6 protein-coding genes (1 of these 6 only partly in view) are annotated in these 23,959 nt (G+C 74.4%); 4 read left to right on the top strand and 2 right to left on the bottom strand.

The window, feature by feature from the left end:
* Positions 1-211 precede the first annotated feature (211 nt).
* Positions 212-1,120: a glycoside hydrolase family 19 protein gene (locus tag CP982_RS03855; RefSeq protein ID WP_229878879.1), complete on the top strand. Its 909-nt coding sequence runs from the start codon at positions 212-214 to the stop codon at positions 1,118-1,120.
* 149 nt (positions 1,121-1,269) lie between these two features.
* Entirely contained in the window at positions 1,270-2,523 is a 1,254-nt protein-coding gene (locus CP982_RS03850) for a glycosyltransferase (protein WP_150515293.1), read from the top strand.
* A gap of 9 nt (positions 2,524-2,532) precedes the next feature.
* On the opposite strand, the gene CP982_RS03845 is transcribed toward CP982_RS03850, so the two are convergent.
* Positions 2,533-3,915, bottom strand: a complete 1,383-nt coding sequence (locus tag CP982_RS03845; protein WP_150509164.1) for an amidase — start codon at positions 3,913-3,915, stop codon at positions 2,533-2,535.
* Positions 3,916-4,025: 110 nt separating this feature from the next.
* The gene (locus CP982_RS03840; protein WP_150509163.1) at positions 4,026-4,781 is read right to left on the bottom strand and encodes a thioesterase II family protein; all 756 of its coding nucleotides are present in this window, start codon (positions 4,779-4,781) and stop codon (positions 4,026-4,028) included.
* A 455-nt stretch (positions 4,782-5,236) separates the two neighbouring features.
* Here CP982_RS03840 and CP982_RS03835 point away from each other — a divergent pair, with 455 nt between their 5' ends.
* A complete protein-coding gene (locus CP982_RS03835) occupies positions 5,237-19,339 on the top strand; it encodes an SDR family NAD(P)-dependent oxidoreductase (protein WP_170316350.1) in 14,103 nt (4,700 codons plus the stop codon).
* Positions 19,336-23,959: the 5' end (the start) of a non-ribosomal peptide synthetase gene (locus CP982_RS03830; RefSeq protein ID WP_150509161.1), read on the top strand. Its footprint extends 17,327 nt past the window's final position; 4,624 of the gene's 21,951 nt are visible here — the first part of the coding sequence; it begins with the start codon at positions 19,336-19,338; its stop codon lies beyond the right edge, outside the window. Before CP982_RS03835 ends, CP982_RS03830 begins: the two co-directional genes overlap by 4 nt.

Raw genomic sequence — 23,959 nt, 5'->3', positions numbered from 1 at the left:
GATCCACCGCGAACCAACGGATTCCCCAGGGGAGTTCAAGAATTTCCCACTGGTCTACACCTTGACTGGTATAGACCAAGGCGGGTTGACTGCGCCCCAGTCCATCTCGGCCCCCCAGCGTGGCTCGCTGCCGCATCGAGGAGTGAAGAGATTGAACGAGCGCAAGCCAAGAAGTGGCGTCACCGCCCGGTTCCGTGCACGCGCGCGGCGGCTGCGGCCGTTGCTCGCGGCCTCGGCGGCCACCGGCGTCGCGGCCCTCCTGGCCACCCTGCTGCCCACGTCGGCCGCGGCCGCGGCCGACGCCCCGGCCGTGGCCCCCGCCTGCGCCACCGCCTGGGACTCCGGGTCGGTCTACACCAACGGCTCCACCGCGTCGCACGGCAAGCGCAACTGGCAGGCCAAGTGGTGGACCCGGGGCGAGACCCCGGGCACCACCGGCGAGTGGGGAGTCTGGGTGGACAAGGGGGAGTGCGGCACCGGCGGCGGGAGCCCCGACCCGGGCGGCTTCATCGTGAGCCAGGCCCAGTTCGACCAGATGTTCCCGAACAGGAAGCCCTTCTACACCTATCAGGGCCTGGTCGACGCGCTGAAGGCCTACCCCGAGTTCACCAGGACCGGCAGTGACACGGTGCGCAAGCGGGAGGCCGCGGCCTTCCTCGCCAACGTCAGCCACGAGACCGGCGGGCTCGTCCACGTCGTCGAGCAGAACCAGGCGAACTACCCGCACTACTGCGACAAGACCCAGCCCTACGGCTGCCCCGCGGGCAACGACGCGTACTACGGTCGCGGCCCCATCCAGCTCAGCTGGAACTTCAACTACAAGGCCGCCGGCGAGGCCCTCGGCCTCGACCTCCTGAACAACCCCTGGCTGGTCGAGCGCGATCCGTCCGTCGCCTGGCAGACCGGCCTGTGGTACTGGAACACCCAGAAGGGCCCGGGCACGGTGACGGGCCACCAGGCCATCGTCGACGGCCACGGCTTCGGCGAGACCATCCGCAGCATCAACGGCACCCTGGAGTGCAACGGCGGCAATCCGGCCCAAGTGCAGAGCCGCATCAACCGCTACCAGCAGTTCGTCCAGATCCTCGGCACCACGCCGGGAGACAACCTGAGCTGCTGACACCCTTCCGAGCCGCCGGGCCCCGCCGCGCCGGGGACCGGCGGCCCGGCGGGCACGCGCCGCACCGGCACGATCGCGTCGTTCTCCGCGCGTTCCGGCTCGCGACGGCTCGTCGTGCGCCCATACTGGCCGCCGTGCGAGTTGCGATGATGACAGCGGGCTCCCGGGGCGACGTCGCCCCCTTCACCGGCCTCGGCGCGGGCCTCGTCCGGGCCGGGCACGACGTCACCTTGCTGACGCACGACATGTTCGAGCCCCTGACACGGGGTTCCGGCATCCGCTTCCACCCGCTCCCCGTCGACCCGCGCGCGGAACTGCACTCGGAGCGGGGCCAGGGCCTGCACCGCAGCGGCACCGGCGTGGGCAAACTGCTGCGGGCCATGTCGATGGGCCGCGCCGTCGTCGGGCAGTTCACCGACAGCCTCATCGAGGTGGCGCGGGACAGCGACGTACTCGTCCTGAGCGGTGTGGTGGCCCCGCTGGGCTGCACCGTCGCCGAGGGCCTGAAGCTGCCGAGCGTCGGCGTCAACCTCCAGCCCATGCACGCCACGCGCGCGTTCGCGCCCCCGCTGGCCACCGTCCGCTCGCTCGGCCCGGTGGGCAACCGCCTCGCGGGGCACGCCGTCACCGCCCTCATCGAGCAGATCTTCACCCGGGCCGCCCCGGAGGCGCGCCGACGGCTGCGCCTTCCGCCGCTCGGCGTCGGGGCCGCGCGCCGCGCCCGCGAACGGCAGGGCTGGCCGGTCCTGTACGGCTTCAGCCCGCAGGTCGTACCCCGCCCCGCCGACTGGCGCCCGGGGCTCGACGTCGTCGGCTACTGGTGGCCGCACGACGTCCAGGACCGGCTGCCCGCCGAGTTGGAGGACTTCCTCGCCGCGGGCCCCGCCCCGGTCTACGTCGGCCTGGGCAGCGCCACCGTCCCCGACCCGGACCGCCTCTGCGGCCAGGTCGTCCAGGCGCTGCGGGCGGCGGGCCTGCGCGGCGTCATCCAGCGCGGCTGGGCGGGCCTGTCCGCCACCGGTGACGACGTCCTCACCATCGACGACGTCCCGCACAGCCTGCTCTTCCCGCGCACCGCCGCCGTCGTGCACCACTGCGGCGCGGGCACGACCGCCGCGGGCCTGCGCGCGGGCGTCCCCGCCGTGCCCGTGCCCATCCAGTTCGACGAGATGTTCTGGGCGAGCCGCCTCACCGCCCTGGGCACGGCCCCCTACCCGCTGCCCCTGCGCCGACTGACCACCCAGCGCCTCACCGACGCCCTCATCCGGGCGACGAACGACCCCGTCCACCGCGAGCGCGCGCGACGGGTGGCGGCCCGCCTTGCCGCCGAGGACGCCGTCGGCCCCGTACGGGCCCTGCTCCAGCGCATCGAGAGCGGCGAGCCCGAGGCGCGGGTGCCCTAGACGAGGCGTTCAGCCGACGTAGACCTGCGGGGTGCGGTCCCGCCACGGGACCGCCTGCTCCAGCTGGGCGGCGACCTGGAGCAGCAGGTCCTCGCGGCCGTGTGCGGCGACCAGCTGCACGCCGATGGGCAGGCCCTCACGGCTCTGGCCGAGCGGCAGGCTGATCGCCGGGTTGCCGGACACGTTGAACGTGGCGGTGAAGGGCCCGTACGTGAACAGGCGGCGCAGCCACGAGCGGGCCGAGTGCCCGTCGTGGTCGTACTTGAGGGTTCCGTGCGGCGCGGGCAGGCGCCCGAGCGTGGGCGTCAGGAGCAGGTCGTGCTCCTGGAAGAAGCGGCCGACCGACCGCGTCACCCCGTTCTGCGCCTCCGTCGCGGACATCACGTCGAGCAGTGTGAAGTCCTCGGTCTCGGAGAGCACGCGCCGGGAGACCCCCTCCAGCGTCGCGGGATCGGGCCGGCGGGGCGTGCCGCGAAGGACGGCGCCGCCGGTGGTGACGACCGTCAGCATCGCGGCCTCCACGACGGCGTCGCCGTCTACGTCCGGTCCCGCCTCGGTGACCGCGTGGCCGATCCACTCCAGGACCTGGCCCGCGGTGACCGCCGCGTCGGCGACCTGGGGGTCCACGGTGCCGCCCGTCCACGGCCGGGTGGTCAGGGCGATCCGCAGCCGCCCGGGGTCGGTCCGAATCGCTTCGGCGTACGGCCGGGCGGGCGGCGGCGCCTGGTACTTGTCGCCGACGGCGGGCGCGCTGACGGCGTCCAGGAGGTGGGCGGTGTCCCGCACCGTGCGCGTGACCGCGAACTCCACCAGCTGACCGAAAGCGGTTTCACCGCTCATCGGTCCGCACGGCGTGCGGCCCAGGCCCGGCTTGAGGCCGACGAGGCCGCACGACGCGGCCGGGACGCGGATGGAGCCGCCCGCGTCGTTCGCGTGCGCCAACGGCACCGCGCCCGCCGCGACCAGGGCGGCAGCGCCGCCGCTCGACCCGCCCACGCCGCGCTTGGGGTTCCAGGGGTTGCGGGTCGGGCCGTAGCGCACCGACTCGGTGGCGAAGTTGAGACCGAACTCCGGCGCGGTGCTCTGCCCGAGCGCCACCAGGCCCGCGGCGCGGAACCGGCCCATCAGATCGTGGTCGACCAGGGCGTACGCGCCCTGGACGGCGCGGCTGCCGATGGTGAACGGCACGCCCTGCGCGAAGGGCCCGCTGTCCTTGATGACGAACGGCACCCCGCCGAAGGGGCCCTCGGGCTCATGGGCGAGGGACGGGTCGAACGGCGGCTGCGTCAGCGCGTTGAGCTCGCCGTTCGCCTGCTCCAGGGCGCGCCGCGCGCAGGCCTCGACCTCGGCCGCGCTCACCTCGCGCGTCCGGATCAGCTCACGCAGCCCCACCGCGTCGAAGGACGCGTACTCGTCGAGCTCCAGCGCTCCCAGCTCCTTGTTCCTCGTGCCGTGCTTCTTGTGCCGTGTTCCGTCCGTTGCTCTCGCGTACGGGGAAGGAGTCAGCGGCCCGGCGTCGTGGCGCCGAGGTGGTCGGTGATCTCCCGTACGACCGACGCGGTGTGATCGCCGAGGAAGAAGTGACCGCCGGGGAAGACGCGCAGGCGGAACGGCGCCACGGTGTGCTGCGCCCAGGCCCTGGCATCGGCGACCTCGACCAGGGGGTCGCTGTCGCCGGTCAGCGCGAGGACCGGGCAGTTCAGGGGCGGCCCCGGCAGGTAGCGGTAGGTCTCGATGGCGCGGTAGTCGCCGCGCATGGCGGGCAGGACCATCCTCAGGACCGCCTCGTCGGCGAGCAGCTCCGAGTCGGTGCCGCTCAGCCGCCGCAGCTCCTCGACGAGCCCCTGGTCGTCGCGCAGGTGCACGTGCTCCTCGCGCTGCCGCGACGGCGCCCGGCGCCCGGAGGCGAACAGGCCGCGCAGGATGACACCGCGTGCCTCCAGACGCCGGGCGACCTCGAAGGCGACCGTGGCGCCCATGCTGTGCCCGAAGAACGTCAGCGGCCGGTCCGCCAAGGGCGCCAGCTCATCGGTGAGCTGATCGGCAAGGGTTGAAATGTCCGTGATGCACGGTTCTTGGAGGCGGTCCTGCCGCCCGGGGTACTGCACGGCCAGCACGTCCGCCGCTTCGCGGAGCGCGGCGGAGAACGGGAAGTAGTACGTCGCCGAGCCGCCCGCGTGCGGGAAGCAGACCACGCGCTCGCCCGCTTCCGGTGCCGGATGGAACCGCCGCACCCAGGCGCTGCCGGTCGCTGCCATCACGGTGCCTCTTCTCCGCGTCGTGCCGGTGGTGCAGGTCAGCCGGGGTGGTGTCCGGTCCTGCCGGTGGCGCCGCGCGGGGTGGTGCGCGGGCGAGGGCCACCTTAAGCTCCGCGCGCCCCCGATGTGACATCGGAGGGGGTCCGGGAGCGCTGAGGTATATTTCGAGCCACTGCGGTGACCGGCTCGTGACTCCGTCCCCGCAGCTCGCACCCAGTGGGTCATCGGGCCACCGTGAATTCCGGACAGCCGGAACAGGTGATGGCCGACGAGGCATGGAAATTGGTGCTTGACGGTTGGCCCTTTCGTGACGCAGTGTTGCGGGACGGTCGTCAGTGAGTAGGCGTGTAGGGCGGCTGCTCGACGGGTAGGAAACGCCGGGCACGGGGGACGGGGCGTACGTACACATGGTTCAGCAGCGCACTGAAGTGATTCGTCACGCCCGCCTCTCCGATATGCCGCGACTTCTCGAACTCGAGGAGTTGTGCTGGCCCGAGCCGCTGCGCGTCACCGAAGAAGTCATCCGGCGGCGCCTTTTCTCCTATCCCGTCGGTCAGTTCGTCGTCGAGTTCGACGGCGCGGTGCACGCGGTCATCTACTCCCAGCGCATCGGGAGTCCGGACGACGTGTTCTCCGCGACGTTCGACACGGCCGACCGTTTGCATCTGCCGGAGGGGCCGGTCGCTCAGGTCCTCTCGCTGAACGTCGACCCCTCGAAGCAAAGCTTCCGTTTCGGCGACATGCTGCTGGAGCACCTGCTGACCTGGGCAGAAGGCGAGGCGTCCGTCCGGACGGCGGTCGGTGTGACCCGGTGCAGGGACTTCGGCCGGCACCCCGGCAAGGAGCTGTCCGAGTACATCCGCGCGACGAACGTCCAGGGCCGCTGCCTCGACACGGTCCTGCGCATGCACCAGTTGCACGGCGCCGAGATCCGCGCGCTCGTCCCGGGATATCGGCCGGGCGATCTGATCAACGCGGGAAACGGCGTCCTCGTCGTCTATGATCTGTCGGACCGTCAGGAACGAGTGCGAATTCTCCTTAGCGAAGGAGAGAAGTCCGCGACGGCTCCCATTCCGACCGGCGGGCAACTCGCCGCCGAAATACGGGAGTTCTTCGACGCCATACTCGGCGGTGACTACGAGGGAATCGAGCACCCTCTAGAAAGCCCTCTCTTCGAGCTGGGTTTCGACTCGGCGGGACTTCTGGATCTTCAGGAAAAGATCGAATCCCGATACGGAATTGCGCTCGCCCCCCTCTTCTTCTTCGAGCACAACACCGGCGTCTTGATCGTTTCCTATCTGGAAGAACTCAGGAGCAAGGAAACAAGCCACGACGTACCGCCGGACGCCCGGCCCGCCGCCGCGGCCGGGCGGGCCGAGTCCGCCGACAGCTCCCGTGACGTGGCCATCATCGGCACCGCGTGCCGACTGCCCGGCGGCATCGAGGACCGCGCCGGACTGTGGGAGCTGCTCACGTCCGGCCGCAGCGCGATCGGCACCCTGCCCGAGGGGCGCTGGCAGTGGCCCGACGGCACCGGACCCGCCACCCACCCCGGCATCGACCGCGGCGGATTCGTCACCGACGCCGGGGCCTTCGAGGCGGGCCTGTTCCGCGTCACCCCGTACGAGGCGCGGCACATGGACCCGCAGCAGCGCTGGACCCTCGAGCTGGCCTGGGCCTGCCTGGAGGACGCCGGATACGCGCCGAGCGGCGTCGCGGGCACGCGTATGGGCGTCTTCGTCGGCGCCAGCGGCTCGGACTACCAGCGCGTCATGGACACCCGCGGCCTGCCCGTGCGCGCCCACAGCGGCCTGGCGACCTCCATGGCCGTCATCGCCAACCGCGTCTCGTACTTCTTCGACCTGCGCGGCCCGAGCGTCCAGCTCGACACGGCCTGCTCCAGCTCCCTCGTGGCCGTGCACACGGCCCTGCGCGCCCTGCGCGCGGGGGAGTGCGACACGGCCCTGGTCGGCGGCGTCAACGTGCTGTGCCACCCGGCCAACAGCATCGCCTACCACCAGGCGGGCATGCTGTCGCCCGACGGACAGTGCAAGACCTTCGACGCCTCGGCCAACGGCTATGTGCGCTCCGAGGGCGGCGTCGCCCTGCTCCTCAAGCCGCTCGCCGCCGCGCTCGCCGACGGCGACCCGGTGCACGCCGTCATCAAGGGCAGCGCCACCAACCACGGCGGCCAGGCGGGCGGCCTCACCGTGCCCAGCGCGGCCCTCCAGGCGAGCCTCGTCGAAGCCGCCCTCGCCGACGCGGGCGTCAGCGCGCACGACATCGGCTACGTGGAAGCGCACGGCACCGGCACCGCCCTCGGCGACCCCATCGAAGTCCAGGGACTCACCAAGGCGTTCGCCGGAAGCGAGGCGCCCTGCGCGCTCGGCTCGGTGAAGACCAACCTGGGCCACCTGGAAGCCGCCGCGGGCATCACGGGACTCCTGAAGACCGTCCTCGCCCTCCAGCACCGGCAGCTGCCCGCCTCGCTGCACTACGAGCGGCCCAACCCGCACATCGACCTGGACGCCTCGCCGTTCGCCGTCGTCACCCGGCTCCGCGACTGGGAACTCGAAGGACGACCGGCCCGGCGCGCCGGGATCAGCAGCTTCGGCTCGGGCGGCAGCAACGCCCATGTGATCGTGGAGGAGTTCCCGCGCGCCGCGGCCGCGCCCGAAGCGGACCGCCGGGGCGGCGAAGGGCCTTCGATGGTCGTCCTCTCCGCCCGCAGCGCGCCCCAACTGCTGCGCCAGGCCCGGCGCCTGCTCGACCACCTGCGACAGGAGCGCCCGGCAGAGGCGGAGCTGAGGGACATCGCGTACACCACGCAGGTGGGCCGCGCGGAGCTGCCCGAGCGGCTCGGCCTGCCGGTGACGAGCGTCGCCTCGCTCACCGCGCTCCTCGAGGACTTCGTGGCGGGCACCGCGTCGCCCGCCGTCCTGCGCGGCCGCGCCGAGCGGGACGCCGCGCCGACGGCCGCCCCCGGCGCGGCGGCCGAAGACGTCCTGGCGGCCTGGGTGCGCGGCGCACACGTCGACTGGGAGGCGTGCCACCACGGCGACGCCCGGCCGCGCCGCGTCCCGCTGCCCACGCACGCCTTCGACCGCGACCACTACTGGATCGGCGACGGCCCCGCCGACGACCGCCCGCGAGGCGGCGCGGACGGGGACCTGCCCACCACGCGGACCGCGCCCCGCCACCCGCTGCTCCAGCGCGCGACGCCGGACGGGGACGCCCTCGCCTCCTTCGAGTCCACCCTCACCGCGGAGGACTTCTTCCTGCGCGACCACCGGGTGGCGGGCGAGCCGGTGCTGCCCGCCGTCGCCTCCCTGGAGATGGCCCGCGAGGCCGTGAGCCGGGCGCTGCCCGCCGCCGACGCGGTCGAGGTGCTCCGTCTGGAGAACGTGGTGTGGTCGCGTCCCGTCGTCGTACGGGACGAGGCGCGCACGGTCCGCACGGTCGTGACGGAGCGCGTGAACGGCTCGGCCTCGGGAGACGGCCCCGGCTCGGGGAGCGTCCCGGTCGCCTTCGAGATCCGTGCCGCCGACATCGTCCACGCGCGTGGAACGGCCTCCCGCGTGCGGACGGCCGCGCCCGAGCCGCTCGACCTCGACGCGCTGAGGTCCCGCATGGGCGCGGCGCCGCTCGACGTGGACGACTTCTACGCCACGCTGCGCGCCACCGGGCTCGACTACGGCCCCGCGCACCGGGCGGTGCGCGAGATCCGCCTCGGCGACGGCGAACTGCTCGCCGCGCTCACCGTGCCCGACGAGGTCGCGGCCACCCTCGACGACTACGTCCTGCACCCCAGCGTGCTCGACGGCGCGCTCCAGGCGGCCTTCGCCCCGGACGCCGCGACGGCGGAACGGGACGGCCTCGCGCTGCCCTTCGCCCTCGACGGCGTCGACGTCCACGGGGCGACGCCGCGCGCCGCGTACGCGTGGATCCGTGCGGTGCCGACCGCCTCGCGCCAGGTGCGGCGCTGGGACCTCGACCTCTGCGACACCCAGGGAAGGATCTTCGCGCGACTGCGCGGGTACTCCATGCGCAAGACCACGCAGGCCGCCGCGGAGCCGGGGGCCACGCACGACGTCACGCTGTTCCGCCAGGTGTGGCGCGCGGCCGACGCCCCGGCGGCCGCCGGGGCCCCCACGCACACGGCACGGCTCGTACTCGCCTGCGGCTTCGACGACCGGCTCGACGAACTGCGCGCCCTGGCCCCAGAAGTAACGTTCCTGGAGCCGCCCGAGCAGGCCGCCGCCGACCGGAAGGCGGCCGCCGCGACCGTGTCCGACGCCGTCGCCGAGCACGCCGTCGAGCTGCTCCGCGCGGTACGAGGGCTGCTCATCGGCAAGCCGACGGGCTCCATGCTCGTACAGGTCCTCACCCACGCGGACGGCGAACAGGCGCTCCACCAGGCGCTGTCCGGGCTCCTGCGCACGGCCCGCCTGGAGCACCCGGCCCTCCTCGGCCAGGTGATCGCGGTGCCCGCCGACGCGTCGGCGGCGTACCTCGCCGAGACCCTGGAGGCGGAGAGCCGCCGCACGGACGACCCGCGGATCAGGCACGGCGACGGAACCCGCGAGGTCCTCGGCTGGGAGCCCTTGGAGCCCCTGGACGAGACGGCCGAGCCCGTGCCGTGGCGGGCCGGAGGCGTGTACCTCATCACCGGCGGAGCGGGCGGCCTCGGCCGGATCTTCGCCAGGGACATCGCCCGCCGCGCTCCCGGAGCCGTCCTGTGCCTGACCGGCAGGTCCCCGCTCGGCCCGGCGATCGAGGCGGACCTCGCGGCGCTGCGCGCCGAGGGCGCGCGCCCCGAGTACCACGTCCTCGACGTCACGGACGGGCGCGCCACCGAGCGCCTCGTCCGCAAACTGACGCGGCGTCACAAGGCGCTGCACGGCGTCCTGCACGCCGCCGGAGTCCTGCACGACGCCTTCCTCCAGCGCAAGTCCGTCGCGGAGTTCCGCCGCGTCCTCGCCCCCAAGCTCGCCGGCTGCCGCGCCGTCGACGACGCCACCAAGGGTCTCGACCTGGACTTCTTCGCGCTGTTCTCGTCCGTCATGGGCGCGACCGGCAACGTGGGCCAGGGCGACTACGCCGTGGCCAACGCCTTCCTCGACGAGTTCGCACGCCACCGCGCAACCCGCGTCGCGGCGGGCGAGCGCGGCGGACGGACCCTGTCGGTCGCCTGGCCGCTGTGGCACGGCGGCGGCATGGGCGCGGACGACGACACCCGCAGGGCCTTGCGGACGCGCGGCGGCTTCCTGCCGATGGCCACGGACGCCGGGACCGACGCGTTCCACCGCGCCCTGGCCAGTGGCGAGCCCCACGTCGTCGTCTGGGCCGGAGAGCGCGCGGCGGGCACCCGGGCGCTCCTCGACACGGCAGCCGCCCCCGAGCCGGTGCGGCCCGCCCCCGACGCCGGACGGGCCACGAGCGCGGGCGCGCCCGACGAGAAGGCCCTGCGCGCCCGGGCGCTGGAGTTCCTCAAGGCGGAGCTGTGCCGTCTCACCCAGCTGCCGCCCGGCGAGATCGACGACGCCGAGCCCCTGGGCTCGTACGGCATGGACTCGATCCTGGCGACCGAGCTGACCGCGGGCCTGGAGAAGACGTTCGGCTCGCTGCCGAAGACGCTGCTCTTCGAGTACCACACGCTCGCCGAGCTCGGCGGCTACTTCCTCGGCGGTCACCGGGCCGTCCTGGAGGGGATGTTCGCGGACGCCGCCGAGCGGACGGAGGCACGGGTCGCGGAGCCCGCGGCCCCCGCGCCGACGCGCGCGGTGACCACGGTCACCCGGCCGGAGGCCCCCGCCGACGTCCCCGCGGCGGAGGACTCCGCCCTGGACATCGCCGTCATCGGCCTGTCCGGCCGCTACCCCGAGGCACGGGACGTACGCGAGTTCTGGGACAACCTGCGCGCCGGACGGGACTGCGTCGTCGAGGTCCCCGAGGACCGCTGGGACTGGCGGGAGTACTACGAGCAGGACCGCACCGTGCCCGGCCGCCACTACAGCAAGTGGGGCGGCTTCATCGACGAGGTCGACCGCTTCGACCCGCTGTTCTTCAACATCGCGCCGCACGAGGCCGACTACCTGGACCCGCAGGAGCGGCTGTTCCTGGAGCACGCCTGGACGGCGATGGAGGACGCCGGCTACACCCGGGAGCGGCTCGGGCGCGCCACCGGCGACGGTGCCGCCGGACGCGTCGGGGTGTACGCGGGCGTGATGTGGGGCCAGTACCAACTCCTTTTCCCGGACGGGGCCGCGGGCCGCGGCAACCCCCACGCCCTCGGCAGCAGCTACGCGAGCGTCGCGAACCGCGTCTCCTTCGTGCTGAACCTGCACGGCCCCAGCATGACCGTGGACACCATGTGCTCCAGCTCGCTCACCGCCGTGGAGCTGGCCTGCCGCGACCTGCGCGGCGGCCGCACCCGGCTCGCCTTCGCGGGCGGCGTGAACGTGACCGTGCACCCGAACAAGTACCTGGGCCTGAGCACCGGCCAGTTCATCTCCAGCCAGGGCCACTGCGAGAGCTTCGGCGTCGGCGGCGACGGCTACATACCCGGCGAGGGCGTCGGCGTCGTCCTGCTCAAGCCCCTGCGCGACGCCGAGCGCGACGGCGACCGCGTCTACGGCGTCATCAAGGGCAGCGGCGTGTCCCACGGCGGGCGCACCAACGGCTACACCGTGCCCAACCCGCGCGCCCAACAGGCCGCGATCCAGGACGCGTTGGGCGAGTCCGGCGTCGACCCGAGGGCCATCAGCTACGTCGAGGCGCACGGTACGGGGACCAAGCTCGGCGACCCCATCGAGATCACCGGTCTCAGCCAGGCCTTCACCGCCGCCTCCCCGGACGGCGCGGGCGCCGCGGCCCGGTGCTACCTCGGCTCGGCGAAGTCCAACATCGGACACTGCGAGAGCGCCGCGGGCATCGCCGGGCTCACCAAGGTCCTGCTCCAGCTCCAGCACGGCCAGATCGCCCCGTCGCTGCACTCCGCCACGCTCAACCCGCACATCGACTTCGCGCGCACGCCGTTCGTCGTCAACCAGGAACTGTGCGACTGGGAGCGCCCCGTCGTCGACGGGCGGCCGCAGCCGCGGATCGCCGGGGTCTCCTCGTTCGGCGCAGGGGGCGCGAACGCCCATCTGATCGTGGCCGAGCACACCGACCGCCGCCCCGCCCCCGCCGGACACGGCCCGCAGCTGTTCCCGCTCTCGGCCAAGGACGGCGACCGGCTGCGTGCCTACGCCGAGCGGCTCCTGGACTTCGCGCGGGACGAGGCGGAGACCGCCGACGTGACCCCCGCCGACCTCGCGTACACGCTCCAGACCGGGCGCGAGGCCATGGACGAGCGCCTCGGCGTCGTCGCCGACTCCTTCGCCGCGCTCGCCGAGAAGCTGGCGCGCCACCTGGCCGGTGACACGGCCGTCGACGGCGTCCGCAGCGGCAACGCCAAGCGGGACCGGAAGGCCCTGGCCGTCGTCCCCGCCGAGGAACTCGCCGAGACCGTCACCACCTTGGCGCGCCGCGGCAAGCTGCCCGAGCTCCTGGAGCTGTGGGCGCGCGGTGCCGCGGCCGACTGGCAGGCGCTGCACGCCGACGCGGTCCCGGCGCCGCGCAGGATCAGCGCGCCCACGTATCCGTTCGCGCGCGAACGGCACTGGGTACCGGAGGCCGCACCCGTTTCCCCCGCCCCGTCGTCCGCCCCCGCTCCCGCCGCCGACCCGGCGTCCGGTACGGCGCACTTCCTCACCAAGCAGTGGCGCTCCGCCCCCTCCGCCCCGGGGCGGTCCTGGCCGTCCGGGGCCCTCGTCCTGCACGACCCCGCCACCCGGCGCCTCGCCGAGCGGACCGCCGAACTCGTCGGCGGTGCCACGCTGGTGGACGCGACCGGCCCCGGCGCGGACGGCGCCGTCGACCGGCTCGCCGCTGCGTGCTCCGCCCTGATCGACCTGACCGGGATCGGCGACGACACCGCCGCCCCGGCCGCGGGCATCGACCGGATCGCGGAGGACAGCCCCTCCGGCCGCGCGCTCGCGCTGCTGCGGCGCGTACTCGACGCGAAGGCGTCGCGGGACATCCGGCTGCTGTTCGTGACCCAGGGCCTGGAGAGCGTCGACTCCGCCTCGGCCGCGCCCGGCGCGTCCCGGCGCGTCCCGCTCGCGGGCGCCGCCCGCGCCGCGCTCTACCGGCTGCTCCAGAGCGAGTACCGGGGCCTCGCGTCCCGGCACGTGGACCTCGATCCCGCCGTGCGCGACACCGCCGCGCTCGCGGCCGTCGTGCACGCGGAGCTCGTCGACGACGGACGCCTGCCGGAGGTCTGCCACCGCGACGGCGCCCGGCTCGCGCCCGTGCTCGCCGCGTCCCCGACGCCCGCCGACTCCCGGCGCACCCCGCCCGCCTTCGCGCCCGACGAGGTCCTCCTCGTGACCGGCGGCACCCGGGGCATCGGTCTGCTGTGCGCCCAGCACTTCGTCGCCCGGCACGGCGTACGACGGCTCGTCCTGACGGGCCGTGAGCCGCTGCCGCCGCGCCACCTGTGGGCGGACCCGGAGGCCTGCCCGCCCGCCGTACGGGCGAAGACCGACGCCGTCGCCGCCCTGGAGGCCCGGGGCGTCGAGGTGCGGGTGCTCGCGCTGCCGCTGGACGACGCGGCCGCGGTGGCGACGGCCCTCACCACCGTCGCGTCGACGCTCGGGCCGATCGCGGGCGTGCTGCACGCGGCGGGCCTCGTCGACACGAGTAACCCGGCGTTCGTCCGCAAGCCCGTGGCCGACATCGCCCGGGTCGTCTCGCCGAAGGTCGACGGCACCGCGCACCTGCTCGCGGCGCTCGACCCGCGGGCCCTGCGCTTCGCCGTCCTCTTCTCGTCGGTCTCCGCGGCCCTGCCGACGCTCGGCGCAGGACAGAGCGACTACGCCATGGGCAACGCCTTCATGGACTACTTCGCCCAGGCGCGCGCCCACGAGCTGCCCGTCACCAGCGTCCAGTGGCCGAGCTGGCGCGAGACCGGCTTCGGCGAGGTCACGAACAAGGCGTACACCGACACGGGCCTGCTCAGCATCACCAACGCCGAGGGCCTCGCGTTCCTCGACGAGATCCTTGCCGCGCCGCGCGGCCCCGTGGTCATGCCGGTCCGGGTCGACGCGGCCCGCTTCGACGCGGCCGCCCTCCTGGACGCGCACCCGACGGCCCCGGCCGCCCCGGCGCCCCAGGCCCGTACCGCCGAGGCCCGACAGGACACCGCCAAGTCCGCCTCCGCCTCGCTCAGGGCCCGGCTCACCGGCTTCCTCAGCGACACCTTCAGCGGTGAACTGGGCCTGAAGGAGGGCCAGTTGGACGAGGACACCTCCTACGCCGACTACGGTGCCGACTCCATCCTGCTCGCCCAGGTCCTCCAGCGGATCCGCCAGCGCCTCGACGTGCCGCTCGACCCGTCGGTCCTCCTGGAGTACCCGACCCTGAGCGAGCTGGTGACCTGGCTGCTCGACACCCATCCGGCGGAGGTCGCCGCGCGGTTCGCGGCGGAGCGGGCACAGGACCCCGGGACGGGCGAGCCCCCGGCGCGGCCCGAGCCGACGCCGGCCGCCCCTGCGCCCGTACCGGCCGTCCGCACCGGGCCGCGGGCCACGGACCAGGAGACGGATCGTTTCGCCGACCGCAGGGTCGCCGTGGTCGGCATGGCCTGCCGACTGCCCGGCGCGCCCGGTCTCGACGCCTACTGGGAGCTGCTCTCCCAGGGCCGCCGCGCCGTGCGCGAGGTGCCCGCCGAGCGCTGGGGGCGGCCGACCGGCTTCCGCGCCGGCCTGATCGACGACGCCTACGGCTTCGACGCCGGGCACTTCATGCTGCACGCCGAGGACGTCCGCGCCATGGACCCGCAGGCGCTCGTCCTCCTGGAGGAGAGCCTCAAGGCCGTGCACCACGCCGGTTACCGGGCGGCCGACCTGGAGGGCTCGCGCACCGGCGTGTACGTGGGCGCCCGCAGCGGGCAGCGGCCCGACGGCACCCTCGTGGACGGGGCCCGCAACCCCATCATGACCGTGGGCCAGAACTACCTGGCGGCCAACGTCTCCCAGTTCTTCGACTGGCACGGCCCCGCCATGGTCATGGACACCGCCTGCTCGTCCGCCCTGACGGCGATGAAGGTCGCCACCGACGCGCTGGCCGCGGGCGCCGTCGACCTGGCCCTGGTCGCGGGCGTCAGCCTGCTCGCCGACCCCGAGGCGCACGAGCTGTTCCGGCGCCGCGGACTGCTGCGCGAGGACGGCGAGTTCCACCTCTTCGACCGCCGCGCGGGCGGCGTCGTCCTCGGCGAGGGCGCGGGCGTCGTCCTGCTCAAGCCGCTGGCCGCCGCCGAGCGCGACGGCGACACCGTGTACGCCGTCGTCGAAGGCCTCGCCGTCAACAACGACGGCCGCACGGCCGGCCCCGCCACACCCAACCTCACCGCCCAGAAGCAGGTGATGCGGGAGGCGCTGCGCCAGGCCGGATGCCCCCCGCACCAGGTGGGCCACCTGGACGTCAACGGCTCCGGATCCGAACTCACGGACCTCCTGGAGCTGAAGGCCGTCCAGGAGGTGTACGGAGCGGACCGGTCCGCGCCGCTGGACCTCGGGTCGATGAAGCCCAACATCGGGCACCCGCTGTGCGCCGAGGGCATCGCCGCGTTCATCAAGGTGGCACTGATGGTGCACCACCAGCGGACGGTGCCGTTCCTGTCCGGCGAGCAGCCCATGGACCACTTCACGATCGACCCCGCCGTGCTCCGCCTGCCCCGGAACGCCGAGCCGGTGGACCTGGCGTACGCGGCGGTCAGCAGCTTCGCCGACGGCGGCACGAACGGGCACGTCGTCCTGGGCCGCGCCCCGGCGCCGCGCCCCGGCCGCGAGCCGCGCGGCCCCGTGGCGCTCCCGGACCTCGACCGCCGCGACGTCCGCACCGGCGCACCGGTGGGCGGCGACGCCCGGGTGTGGACGCGGCGCGTGGACGCCCGCGACGCCGTCGTGGACGGCCACCGCGTCTACGGACGGCGGTTGCTGCCCGGCCTCGCCTGGATCGACGTCCTGTACGGCTGCTGCGCCGACCTCGCACCGGACGCGTCCCCCGCCCGCCTTGAGCTGCGCGACCTGTCGATCTACCGGCCGCTCGCCGTGGACGAGGGCGCCGCCGTGGACCTGCGCGTGGAGGCGCGCGCCACGGCCGCGGACACCTGGCGGATCACCGTCACCGACGCCGCGCGGAGCGAGGGCGAGGCCCCGGCGCCGTACGTGACGGCCGACGTCCACCTCACGGACGGCACCACCGCCTTCGACACGACGGTCCCCACCGACGTCCCGCGCACTCCCGCCGAGGGCGCGCGCGACCTCGGCGAGATCTACCGCAGCTTCCGCTCGCAGGAACTCGTCCACTCCGGTGCGATGAAGGCCGTCGGCTCGGTGCGCGTCACCGCCGACGACATCTGGGTGAGCGTGGCGGTCGACGCGTCGGCTGTATCGAGTGAGGCGATAGAACGTTCGTTTCACCCGGCGCTCATCGACGGCAGCGCCGTGGCGGCCAGCGCCGTCGCCCTGGGCGGCGAGCCGCGGCTCTTCCTGCCGCTGCACTACGCCTCGTTCCGGGCCGCGGCGCCGCTGGGCCGCGCCTGCCACACGCGCGTGCGCCGTGGCGGGATCACGCGCGGGGACGAACTGCTCACCTTCGGGATGGAGTTCTACGACGACCACGGGCGCAAGCTGGGCGAGCTGACCGGGCTCACCACGAAGGCGGTGCGCGACGCCGGGCACATCGATCCCGCGCGGGGCGCGGCGGCGGAGCCGATACCCGTGGCCGCGCCGGTGGCGACGCCCACGGCCGCGGCCGCACCGGAGGCCGACGCCACGCAGGCCCTCGTACGATCGGTCGTGGCCGGTCACCTCGGCGTACCCGCGGACCGGATCGACGCGGGCGCGAGCTACTACGCGCTCGGCCTGGACTCCGCGACGCTGCTGCGGATCGCGGCGGAACTGGGGGAGCGGCTCGGCACGAAGCTCGCGCCGACGCTGCTGTTCGAGCACGCCACGGTGACGGCCCTCGCCGGGCACCTGGCACGCCACCACGAGCCGGTCGGGCCTGTCGTCGGGACGGGCGAGCCGGTGGCGGCTCCCGCAGCCCCCGCGGCCGCGCCTCCCACCCCGGCCAGGCCCGCCGGTGCCGCCGGTCAGGACGTCGCGATCGTCGGCATCAGCGGCCGGTACCCGAGGGCGCGCGGCCTCGCCGAGTTCTGGGAGAACCTCAAGTCCGGGCGCGACTGCGTCGGCGAGGTGCCCGAGGACCGCTGGCCGAGCGACACCTTCGCCGGTGAGCGCACCCCGTCGGGGCGGCCCATGTCCCGCCTGGGCGGCTTCCTCGACGACCCGGACTGCTTCGACGCGGAGTTCTTCCGGATACCCGAGGACGAAGCGGCCCGGCTCGACCCGCAGGAGCGGCTGTTCCTCGAAGTGTGCTGGGAGGCCGTCGAGGACGCCGGGTACACGCCCGCGGGCCTCTCCGCGGCCGACGGCGGCGGACGGCGCGGGGCCGTCGGCGTCTTCGCCGGAGTCATGCACAAGGACTACGTCCTGGTGCAGCACGACGCGGCGGACGGCGACCCGGCCGCCACGCCCGCGCCCCTGGCCCTGAACGCCGCGGCCATCGCCAACCGCGTCTCGCACCACTGCGACTTCCGCGGCCCGTCCCTCGCGGTCGACTCCGTGTGCGCCTCGTCGCTGAGCGCCGTGCACCTGGCGGTGGAGAGCCTGCGCCGCGGCGAGTGCGACGCCGCCCTCGCGGGCGGCGTGAACCTCTCGCTGCACCCCGCGAAGTACCGCACGTACGGCAGCCTCGACCTGCTGGCGGGCGACGTGCCCGCCCGCTCCTTCGGCGCCGGAGGCGACGGCTACGTGGCGGCGGAGGGCGTCGGTGCCGTCCTCCTGAAGCCCCTCGACCGCGCGCTGGCCGACGGCGACGCCGTCTACGCCGTCATCAAGGGCACCGCCGTCAACCACTCCGGGCGGACCCCCGGCATGCGGGTGCCGTCCGTCGCCGCACAGGCGGAGCTCATCGAGACCTGCCTGGAGCGCGCCGGAGTCGACGCCGGGACGATCGGCTACCTCGAAGCCCACGGCACGGGCACGGAGATCGGCGACCTCATCGAAGTGCGGGGACTGCGCCGGGCGTTCGAGAAGCACACGGACGCCAAGGGCTTCTGCGCGCTCGGCTCGGTCAAGTCCGCCATCGGCCACGCCGAGGCGGCCGCCGGAATCAGCGGGCTCACCAAGGCGGTGCTCCAGCTCCACCACCGGACCCTGACGCCCCTGGTCGGCGGCGCCGGGACCAACCCCCACCTCGACCTCGCCGACTCGCCCTTCCGGCTCCAGACGGACCTCGCGGAGTGGACCGTGGACGCGGGCCGCCCCGGGACGCCGCGCCGCGCCGGAGTGAGCGCGTTCGGCGCCACGGGCACCAACGCCCACGTCGTGGTCGAGGAAGCGCCCCCGGTGCCCGACCACGCCCTGAGCGGCGACGCGGCGGGCCCCGTGCTCGTACCGCTTTCGGCGACCGACGGCGACCGGCTGCGCGCCTACGCGGACAAGCTGCTGCGCTTCCTCGACACCAAGGAGGGCGCCGCGCTCGACCCCGCCGACCTGGCCCACACCCTCCAGAACGGGCGCGTGGCCCTGGCCGAGCGCGCGGTGATCCTCGCGCACGACCTGGACGAGGTCCGCGAGGGCCTGGAGACCGTGGCGGGCGACACCGGGACCGAGGGCACCGGGGTCCAGGTGTGGCGCGGCCGCGTGGCGGAGACGACCGCGGAGGCACGGCTCCTCGACGAGGACGACGTACGCGCGGAACTCGTCGGCCGGTGGGCGGCGCGGGGCAAGTGGGCCAAGGTCGCGGAGCTGTGGCTCGACGGCTACGCGGTCGACTGGCCCGCCCCGCACGGCACGGCGGCCCCGCGGCGCGTGCACCTGCCCACGTACCCGTTCGCCAAGCGGCGCCACTGGGTCGCGGCGCCCGCCCGCACCACGACGGCACCGGCCCCGGCGACCGCCCCTGCCGCGACGACCCCCGCCCCCGCGACCGATGGCATCCACTGGCACTTCGTGCCGGACGGCGCGGCGCCGCCCGGCTCCGCCCACCGGGCCGAGTTGCCCGCGGAGGAGAAGGCCCGCGGCTATCTGCGCCGGCTCGTCGCCGCCCGCGTGGGACGCCCCGCACGGGACATCGGCCCGCACGCGGGTCTGATCGAGCTCGGCCTGACGTCGCTCGGCGCCGTCGGCCTCAGCAAGGACCTGGCGGCGACGGTCGCGCCCGGCTTCGTGCCCAGCGCCCTGTTCGAGTACGGCACCGTCGCCGAACTCGCCGCGTACCTGGTGGCCGAGTGGCCCGCAGGCCTGGCACGCCTTGTCGCCGCCCGCCCGGAGGAACGGCCCACCGCGCCCGACGTCCTGGACGTCCTCGAGTGCCTGCGCACCGGCGCCCTGCACCTCGACGACGCCATCGCGCTCCTCGACGAAGAGAGTAACGAGAAGTGAAGCACGAGCTCAGCGCCCTCATCGCGGACTACAAGGCGGGCAAGGTCGGCGCCCGTGAGGTCGGCGACCTCCTGCGCGACCTGCGCGCCCAGGCGGGGGAGCCGCGGCCCCAGGGCGTCTCGCGGTACCCCCTCTCCGAGGGGCAGCGCGGACTGTGGGCGCTCCAGCGGGCGTACCCGGACATGGCCGCGTACAACGTGCCGCTGTGCTTCCGCGTCAGCGGCCTCGACGTGGCGGCGTTCCAGGACGCCTGCCGGGCGCTGCTCGTGCGCCACCCCGTGCTCACCACGGTCATCGGCCAGGACGAGGGCGAGCCGACGCAGTCCGTCGACCCCGCCCGCGCGCTCGACTTCGCGCGGGTCGACCTGACGGGCACCGCCGACGAGGGCGAGGCGCTCGCCGTCGTGGAGCGCGCGAGCAAGCGGGTGTTCTCCCTCGGCGGGGCCGCCGGAGACGACGGCGAAGGCCTTTTCCGCGTCCGCGTCTTCGACCGCCCGGCGGGCGAGTCGCTCGTCCTCCTTGTCGTCCACCACATCGTCTTCGACGGCACGTCGGCGACGCTCCTGATGGACACGCTGTTCGAGGAGTACGAGGCACGGGTGCACGGCACCCCGGCCGAGGGCCGCGACGCCGAGGACACCGCGGGCTTCCGTGACTTCGTCCGCGAGGAGCGCCGCACCCTGGCCGCGCGCGGCGCCGAGCGCCTGCCGTACTGGCGCAGCCGCCTCGCCGCGCCCCTGCCCGTCCTCGACCTGCCCGCGGAGCGGCCCCACACGGCCCTCGCCGACCGCTTCGCCGGGAAGACCCTCGTGACCGAGGTGCCCGCGGAACTGGCCGCGCGCGTCGCCGAGTTCGCCGCCGCACGGCGCACCTTCGTGTCCACGGCCATGCTCACCGCCTACGCGGCGACCCTCGCGACGTACTCCGACGCCGGTGAACTCGTCGTCGGCATGCCCGTGAACGAGCGCGACGGCGACGCCCTCGCCCGGACCGTGGGCCTGATGATCAACATGGTGCCGGTCCGCGTCGCGCTCCCGCCCGACGAGCCCTTCGACCGGCTCGTCGCGCGGGCGCAGCGGGACGTCGCCGACGACCTGCTGCACGGCTATCCCTTCCCGGCCCTCGTGCGGGAGCTGGCGCAGGACACCCCGGCCGGGCGCTCCCCGGTGTTCCAGACGGCGTTCGTCTTCCAGGACGTCCTCGACGGCATCGCCGACGCCGACCGGCCCTACCGCCTCGTCGAGGAGCTGCACCAGGAAGGGGAGTACGAACTCTCCGTGGAGGTGTGGCGCAGCGGCGCGGGCTACGCGCTGTACTGGAAGTACCAGCCGGAGCTCTACAGCCCCGCCTTCGTCGAGGACCTCGCGGCCCGCTTCGCCGACGTCCTCGCGGCGGTGTGCGAGGACCCGCGCACGACCGTGGCCGCCCTGCGGCGGCCCCGCGCCGAGCGGTGCGTGCAGGACCTCGTCGAGGACACGGCCCGCCGCACCCCGGACGCGGTCGCCGTGGCCGGTCAGGAAGAGGTCCTGACGTACGAGGCGCTCGGCGCCCGCAGCGACGCCCTGGCCTCCTGCCTGGTGGCGCGGGGCGTGCGCCGCGGCGACCTGGTGTCCGTGCTGCTCGACCGGTCGCCCGACCTCGTGGTGACCCTGCTCGGCATCCTGAAGGCGGGCGCCGCGTACGTCCCCCTCGACCCGGAGCTGCCCGCCGCCCGGCTCACGGACATCGTGACGGACAGCGGCACCCCGCTGATCGTGACCCAGGCCCGGCACGAGGCCCGCGCCCGCGCTCTGGCGGAGGGCCGGGGGGCCGCCGCGCCCGCGCTGTTCGTGCTCGACGAGGAGCGGGACGCGCTCGCGGCCGCCCTCGGCTCCGGGCGGCCCGTCGCCGTTCCCGTGACCGCCGACGACCTGGCGTACGTCATCTACACGTCGGGCAGCACCGGCCGCCCCAAGGGCGTGATGATCCCGCACCGGGGCTTCACCAACCTGCTCGGCTCGCTGCGCCGCGAGCCCGGGATGGACGCGGCGGACACGCTCTTCGCCGTCACCACCGTCAGCTTCGACATGGCGCAGGTCGAACTGCTCCTGCCGCTGGTGTGCGGGGCCCGCGTCTACGTGTGCGACGGCCCGACCATCAAGGACGTGGCCCGCCTGAAGGAGCGTCTCGCCCGGGTGCGGCCCACGGTGATGCAGGCGACCCCGGCGACGTGGAGCATGCTGTTCCACTCGGGCTGGCGCAACCCCGAGGGCGTCCGCGTCCTCTGCGGCGGCGAGGCGCTGCCCCGGACGCTCAAGGAGTTCTTCCGCGACACCGGCACCGAGGCCTGGAACCTGTACGGGCCGACCGAGACGACCGTGTACTCCACCGGCGGCCTCGTCCGCCACGACCGGCCGACCACCATCGGCAGGCCGGTCGCCCACACCCAGGTCCACATCCTCGACGAGCGTCTGCGCCCGGTGCCCCACGGCGGGACCGGCGAGCTGTGCATCGCGGGCAAGGGCCTCGCCAAGGGCTACGTCAACCGGCCCGACCTCACCGCGGAGAAGTTCGTCGACCACGACCTCGTGCCCGGCGGCAAGCTCTACCGCACCGGGGACCTGGCCCGCTGGACCGAGGACGGCGAGATCGACTACCTGGGCCGGAAGGACTTCCAGGTGAAGATCCGCGGCTACCGCATCGAACTGGGCGACATCGAGTACCACTTGGGCCGCCACCAGGACGTCGCCGAGTGCGTCGTCGTCGCGCGCGGGGAGGACGGCGCCAAGCAGCTCGTCGCCTACTACGTGCCGCGCGGCGCGGGCGCCCGCGCCGACGCCTTCAAGGAACACCTGCGCGCGCTGCTGCCCGCGTACATGGTTCCGGACTTCTACGTCCCGCTCGACGCCGTCCCGCTGACCGGCAGCGGCAAGGTCGACCGCACCGCCCTGATGCGGCGCGAGGTGTCCGCCGCGCCCGCCCCGGCCGCGCGCCCCAAGGCGGCCGCGCAGCCGTCGCGTGACGTCGAGCGCGACGTCCTCGCCTGCTGGCAGGAGGTCCTGAAGGTGGGGGACCTCACCCCGTCCGTCTCCTTCTTCGAGGCCGGCGGCAACTCGCTGTCGGCCGTGGTGCTCGCGGATCTGATCAGCCGCCGCCTCGGCGTGCCGTTCGCGGCCGCCGACCTGTTCAAGTACGCCACCGCGGCCGCCGTCGCCGCGTACGTACGGGAACGGACGCCGGACGCCGCGGTCACTGTGGAGCCCGTCGCGCCGGCTCCCGCGCACGCGCCGGAGCCGGAGCCGCAGCAGGCGTCGGTGCCCGACGACGCCGTCGCCGTCGTCGGCATCTCCTGCCGGTTCCCCGACGCCCGCGACCACTGGGAGTTCTGGGAGAACCTCAAGAACGGCCGCGCCTCCGCCGGCCGCTGGAGCGAGGCGGACCTGCGCGCGGCGGGCGTGCCCGAACGCGTCCTCGGCGACCCGGACTTCGTGCCGCTGCGCTCGGGGCTCGACGGCAAGGAGGAGTTCGACGGCGCGTTCTTCCGGCTCTCGCCCCAGCACGTCGAGCTGATGGACCCGCAGTTCCGCCAGGTCCTGCTGCACGCCTGGAAGGCCGTCGAGGACGCGGGCCGCGACCACCGCGAGATCCCGAACACCGGGGTGTACGTCTCCACCGGCAACCACCACTACGGCGCGCCGGACGACACCGCCGAGACGCCCGCCGCGGTCATCGAGGACCCCCGGCAGTACCTGTCGTGGGTGATGAGCCAGAGCGGCACCGTCGCCTCCATGGTCTCCTACCAGCTCGGCTTCGGCGGCCCGAGCATGTCCGTGCACTCCAACTGCTCCTCCTCGCTGAGCGCGCTCGCCCTCGCGGCCCGCGCCGTGCAGACCGGCGAGACCGACTTCGCCCTGGTGGCGGCGGCCTCGGCGAACAGCGTCGACGGGCTCGGCTACGTCCACAAGGCGGGCCTCAACCTCTCCGGCGACGGCCGCGTCAAGGCGTTCGACGCGGATGCCGACGGCATGGCGGGCGGCGAAGGCGTGGTGGCCCTGCTGATCCGCCGCGCGGCCGACGCCGTCGCCGACGGCGACCACGTCTACGGTCTCCTTCGCGGCATCGCCGTGAACAACGACGGCGGCGACGCCACCGGCTTCTACAGCCCCAGCGTCAACGGCCAGTCCCGGCTGATCCGGCAGGTCCTCGACCGCACCGGCGTCGACCCGCGCACCATCGGCTACGTCGAGGCCCACGGCACCGGCACGAAGCTCGGCGACCCCGTGGAGGTCGCCGCGCTCACCGAGGCGTACCGCGCGTTCACGGACGACACCGGCTACTGCGGCATCGGCTCGGTGAAGACCAACCTCGGCCACCTCGACACCGCCGCCGGACTCACCGGGGCCGTCAAGGTGCTCCTGAGCCTCTACCACGGGCAGCTCCCGCCGACGCTCCACTACCGCGAGCCCAACCCCCAACTGCGCCTGGACACCTCGCCGTTCCACGTCGTCGACCGGCTGCGGGACTGGCCCGCGGGCGCCGGGCCGCGCCGCGCGGCGCAGAGCTCCATCGGCCTGGGCGGGACCAACGCCCACGCCGTCTTCGAGGAGTACGTCCCCGCCGCACCCTCGCGCCCCGACGGCG

Origin of the sequence: Streptomyces spectabilis, from assembly GCF_008704795.1 — a bacterium.
Classification (GTDB): domain Bacteria; phylum Actinomycetota; class Actinomycetes; order Streptomycetales; family Streptomycetaceae; genus Streptomyces; species Streptomyces spectabilis.
The sequence above is the reverse complement of the archived record's forward strand: the minus strand, read 5'-3'. Positions and strand labels throughout refer to the sequence as shown.

Coding starts and splice junctions, on each gene's coding strand:
- CP982_RS03850 (WP_150515293.1), top strand. CDS start 1,270: ATGACAGCGGGCTCCCGGGGCGACGTCGCCCCCTTCACCGGCCTCGGC.
- CP982_RS03840 (WP_150509163.1), bottom strand. CDS start 4,781: ATGGCAGCGACCGGCAGCGCCTGGGTGCGGCGGTTCCATCCGGCACCG.
- CP982_RS03835 (WP_170316350.1), top strand. CDS start 5,237: ATGCCGCGACTTCTCGAACTCGAGGAGTTGTGCTGGCCCGAGCCGCTG.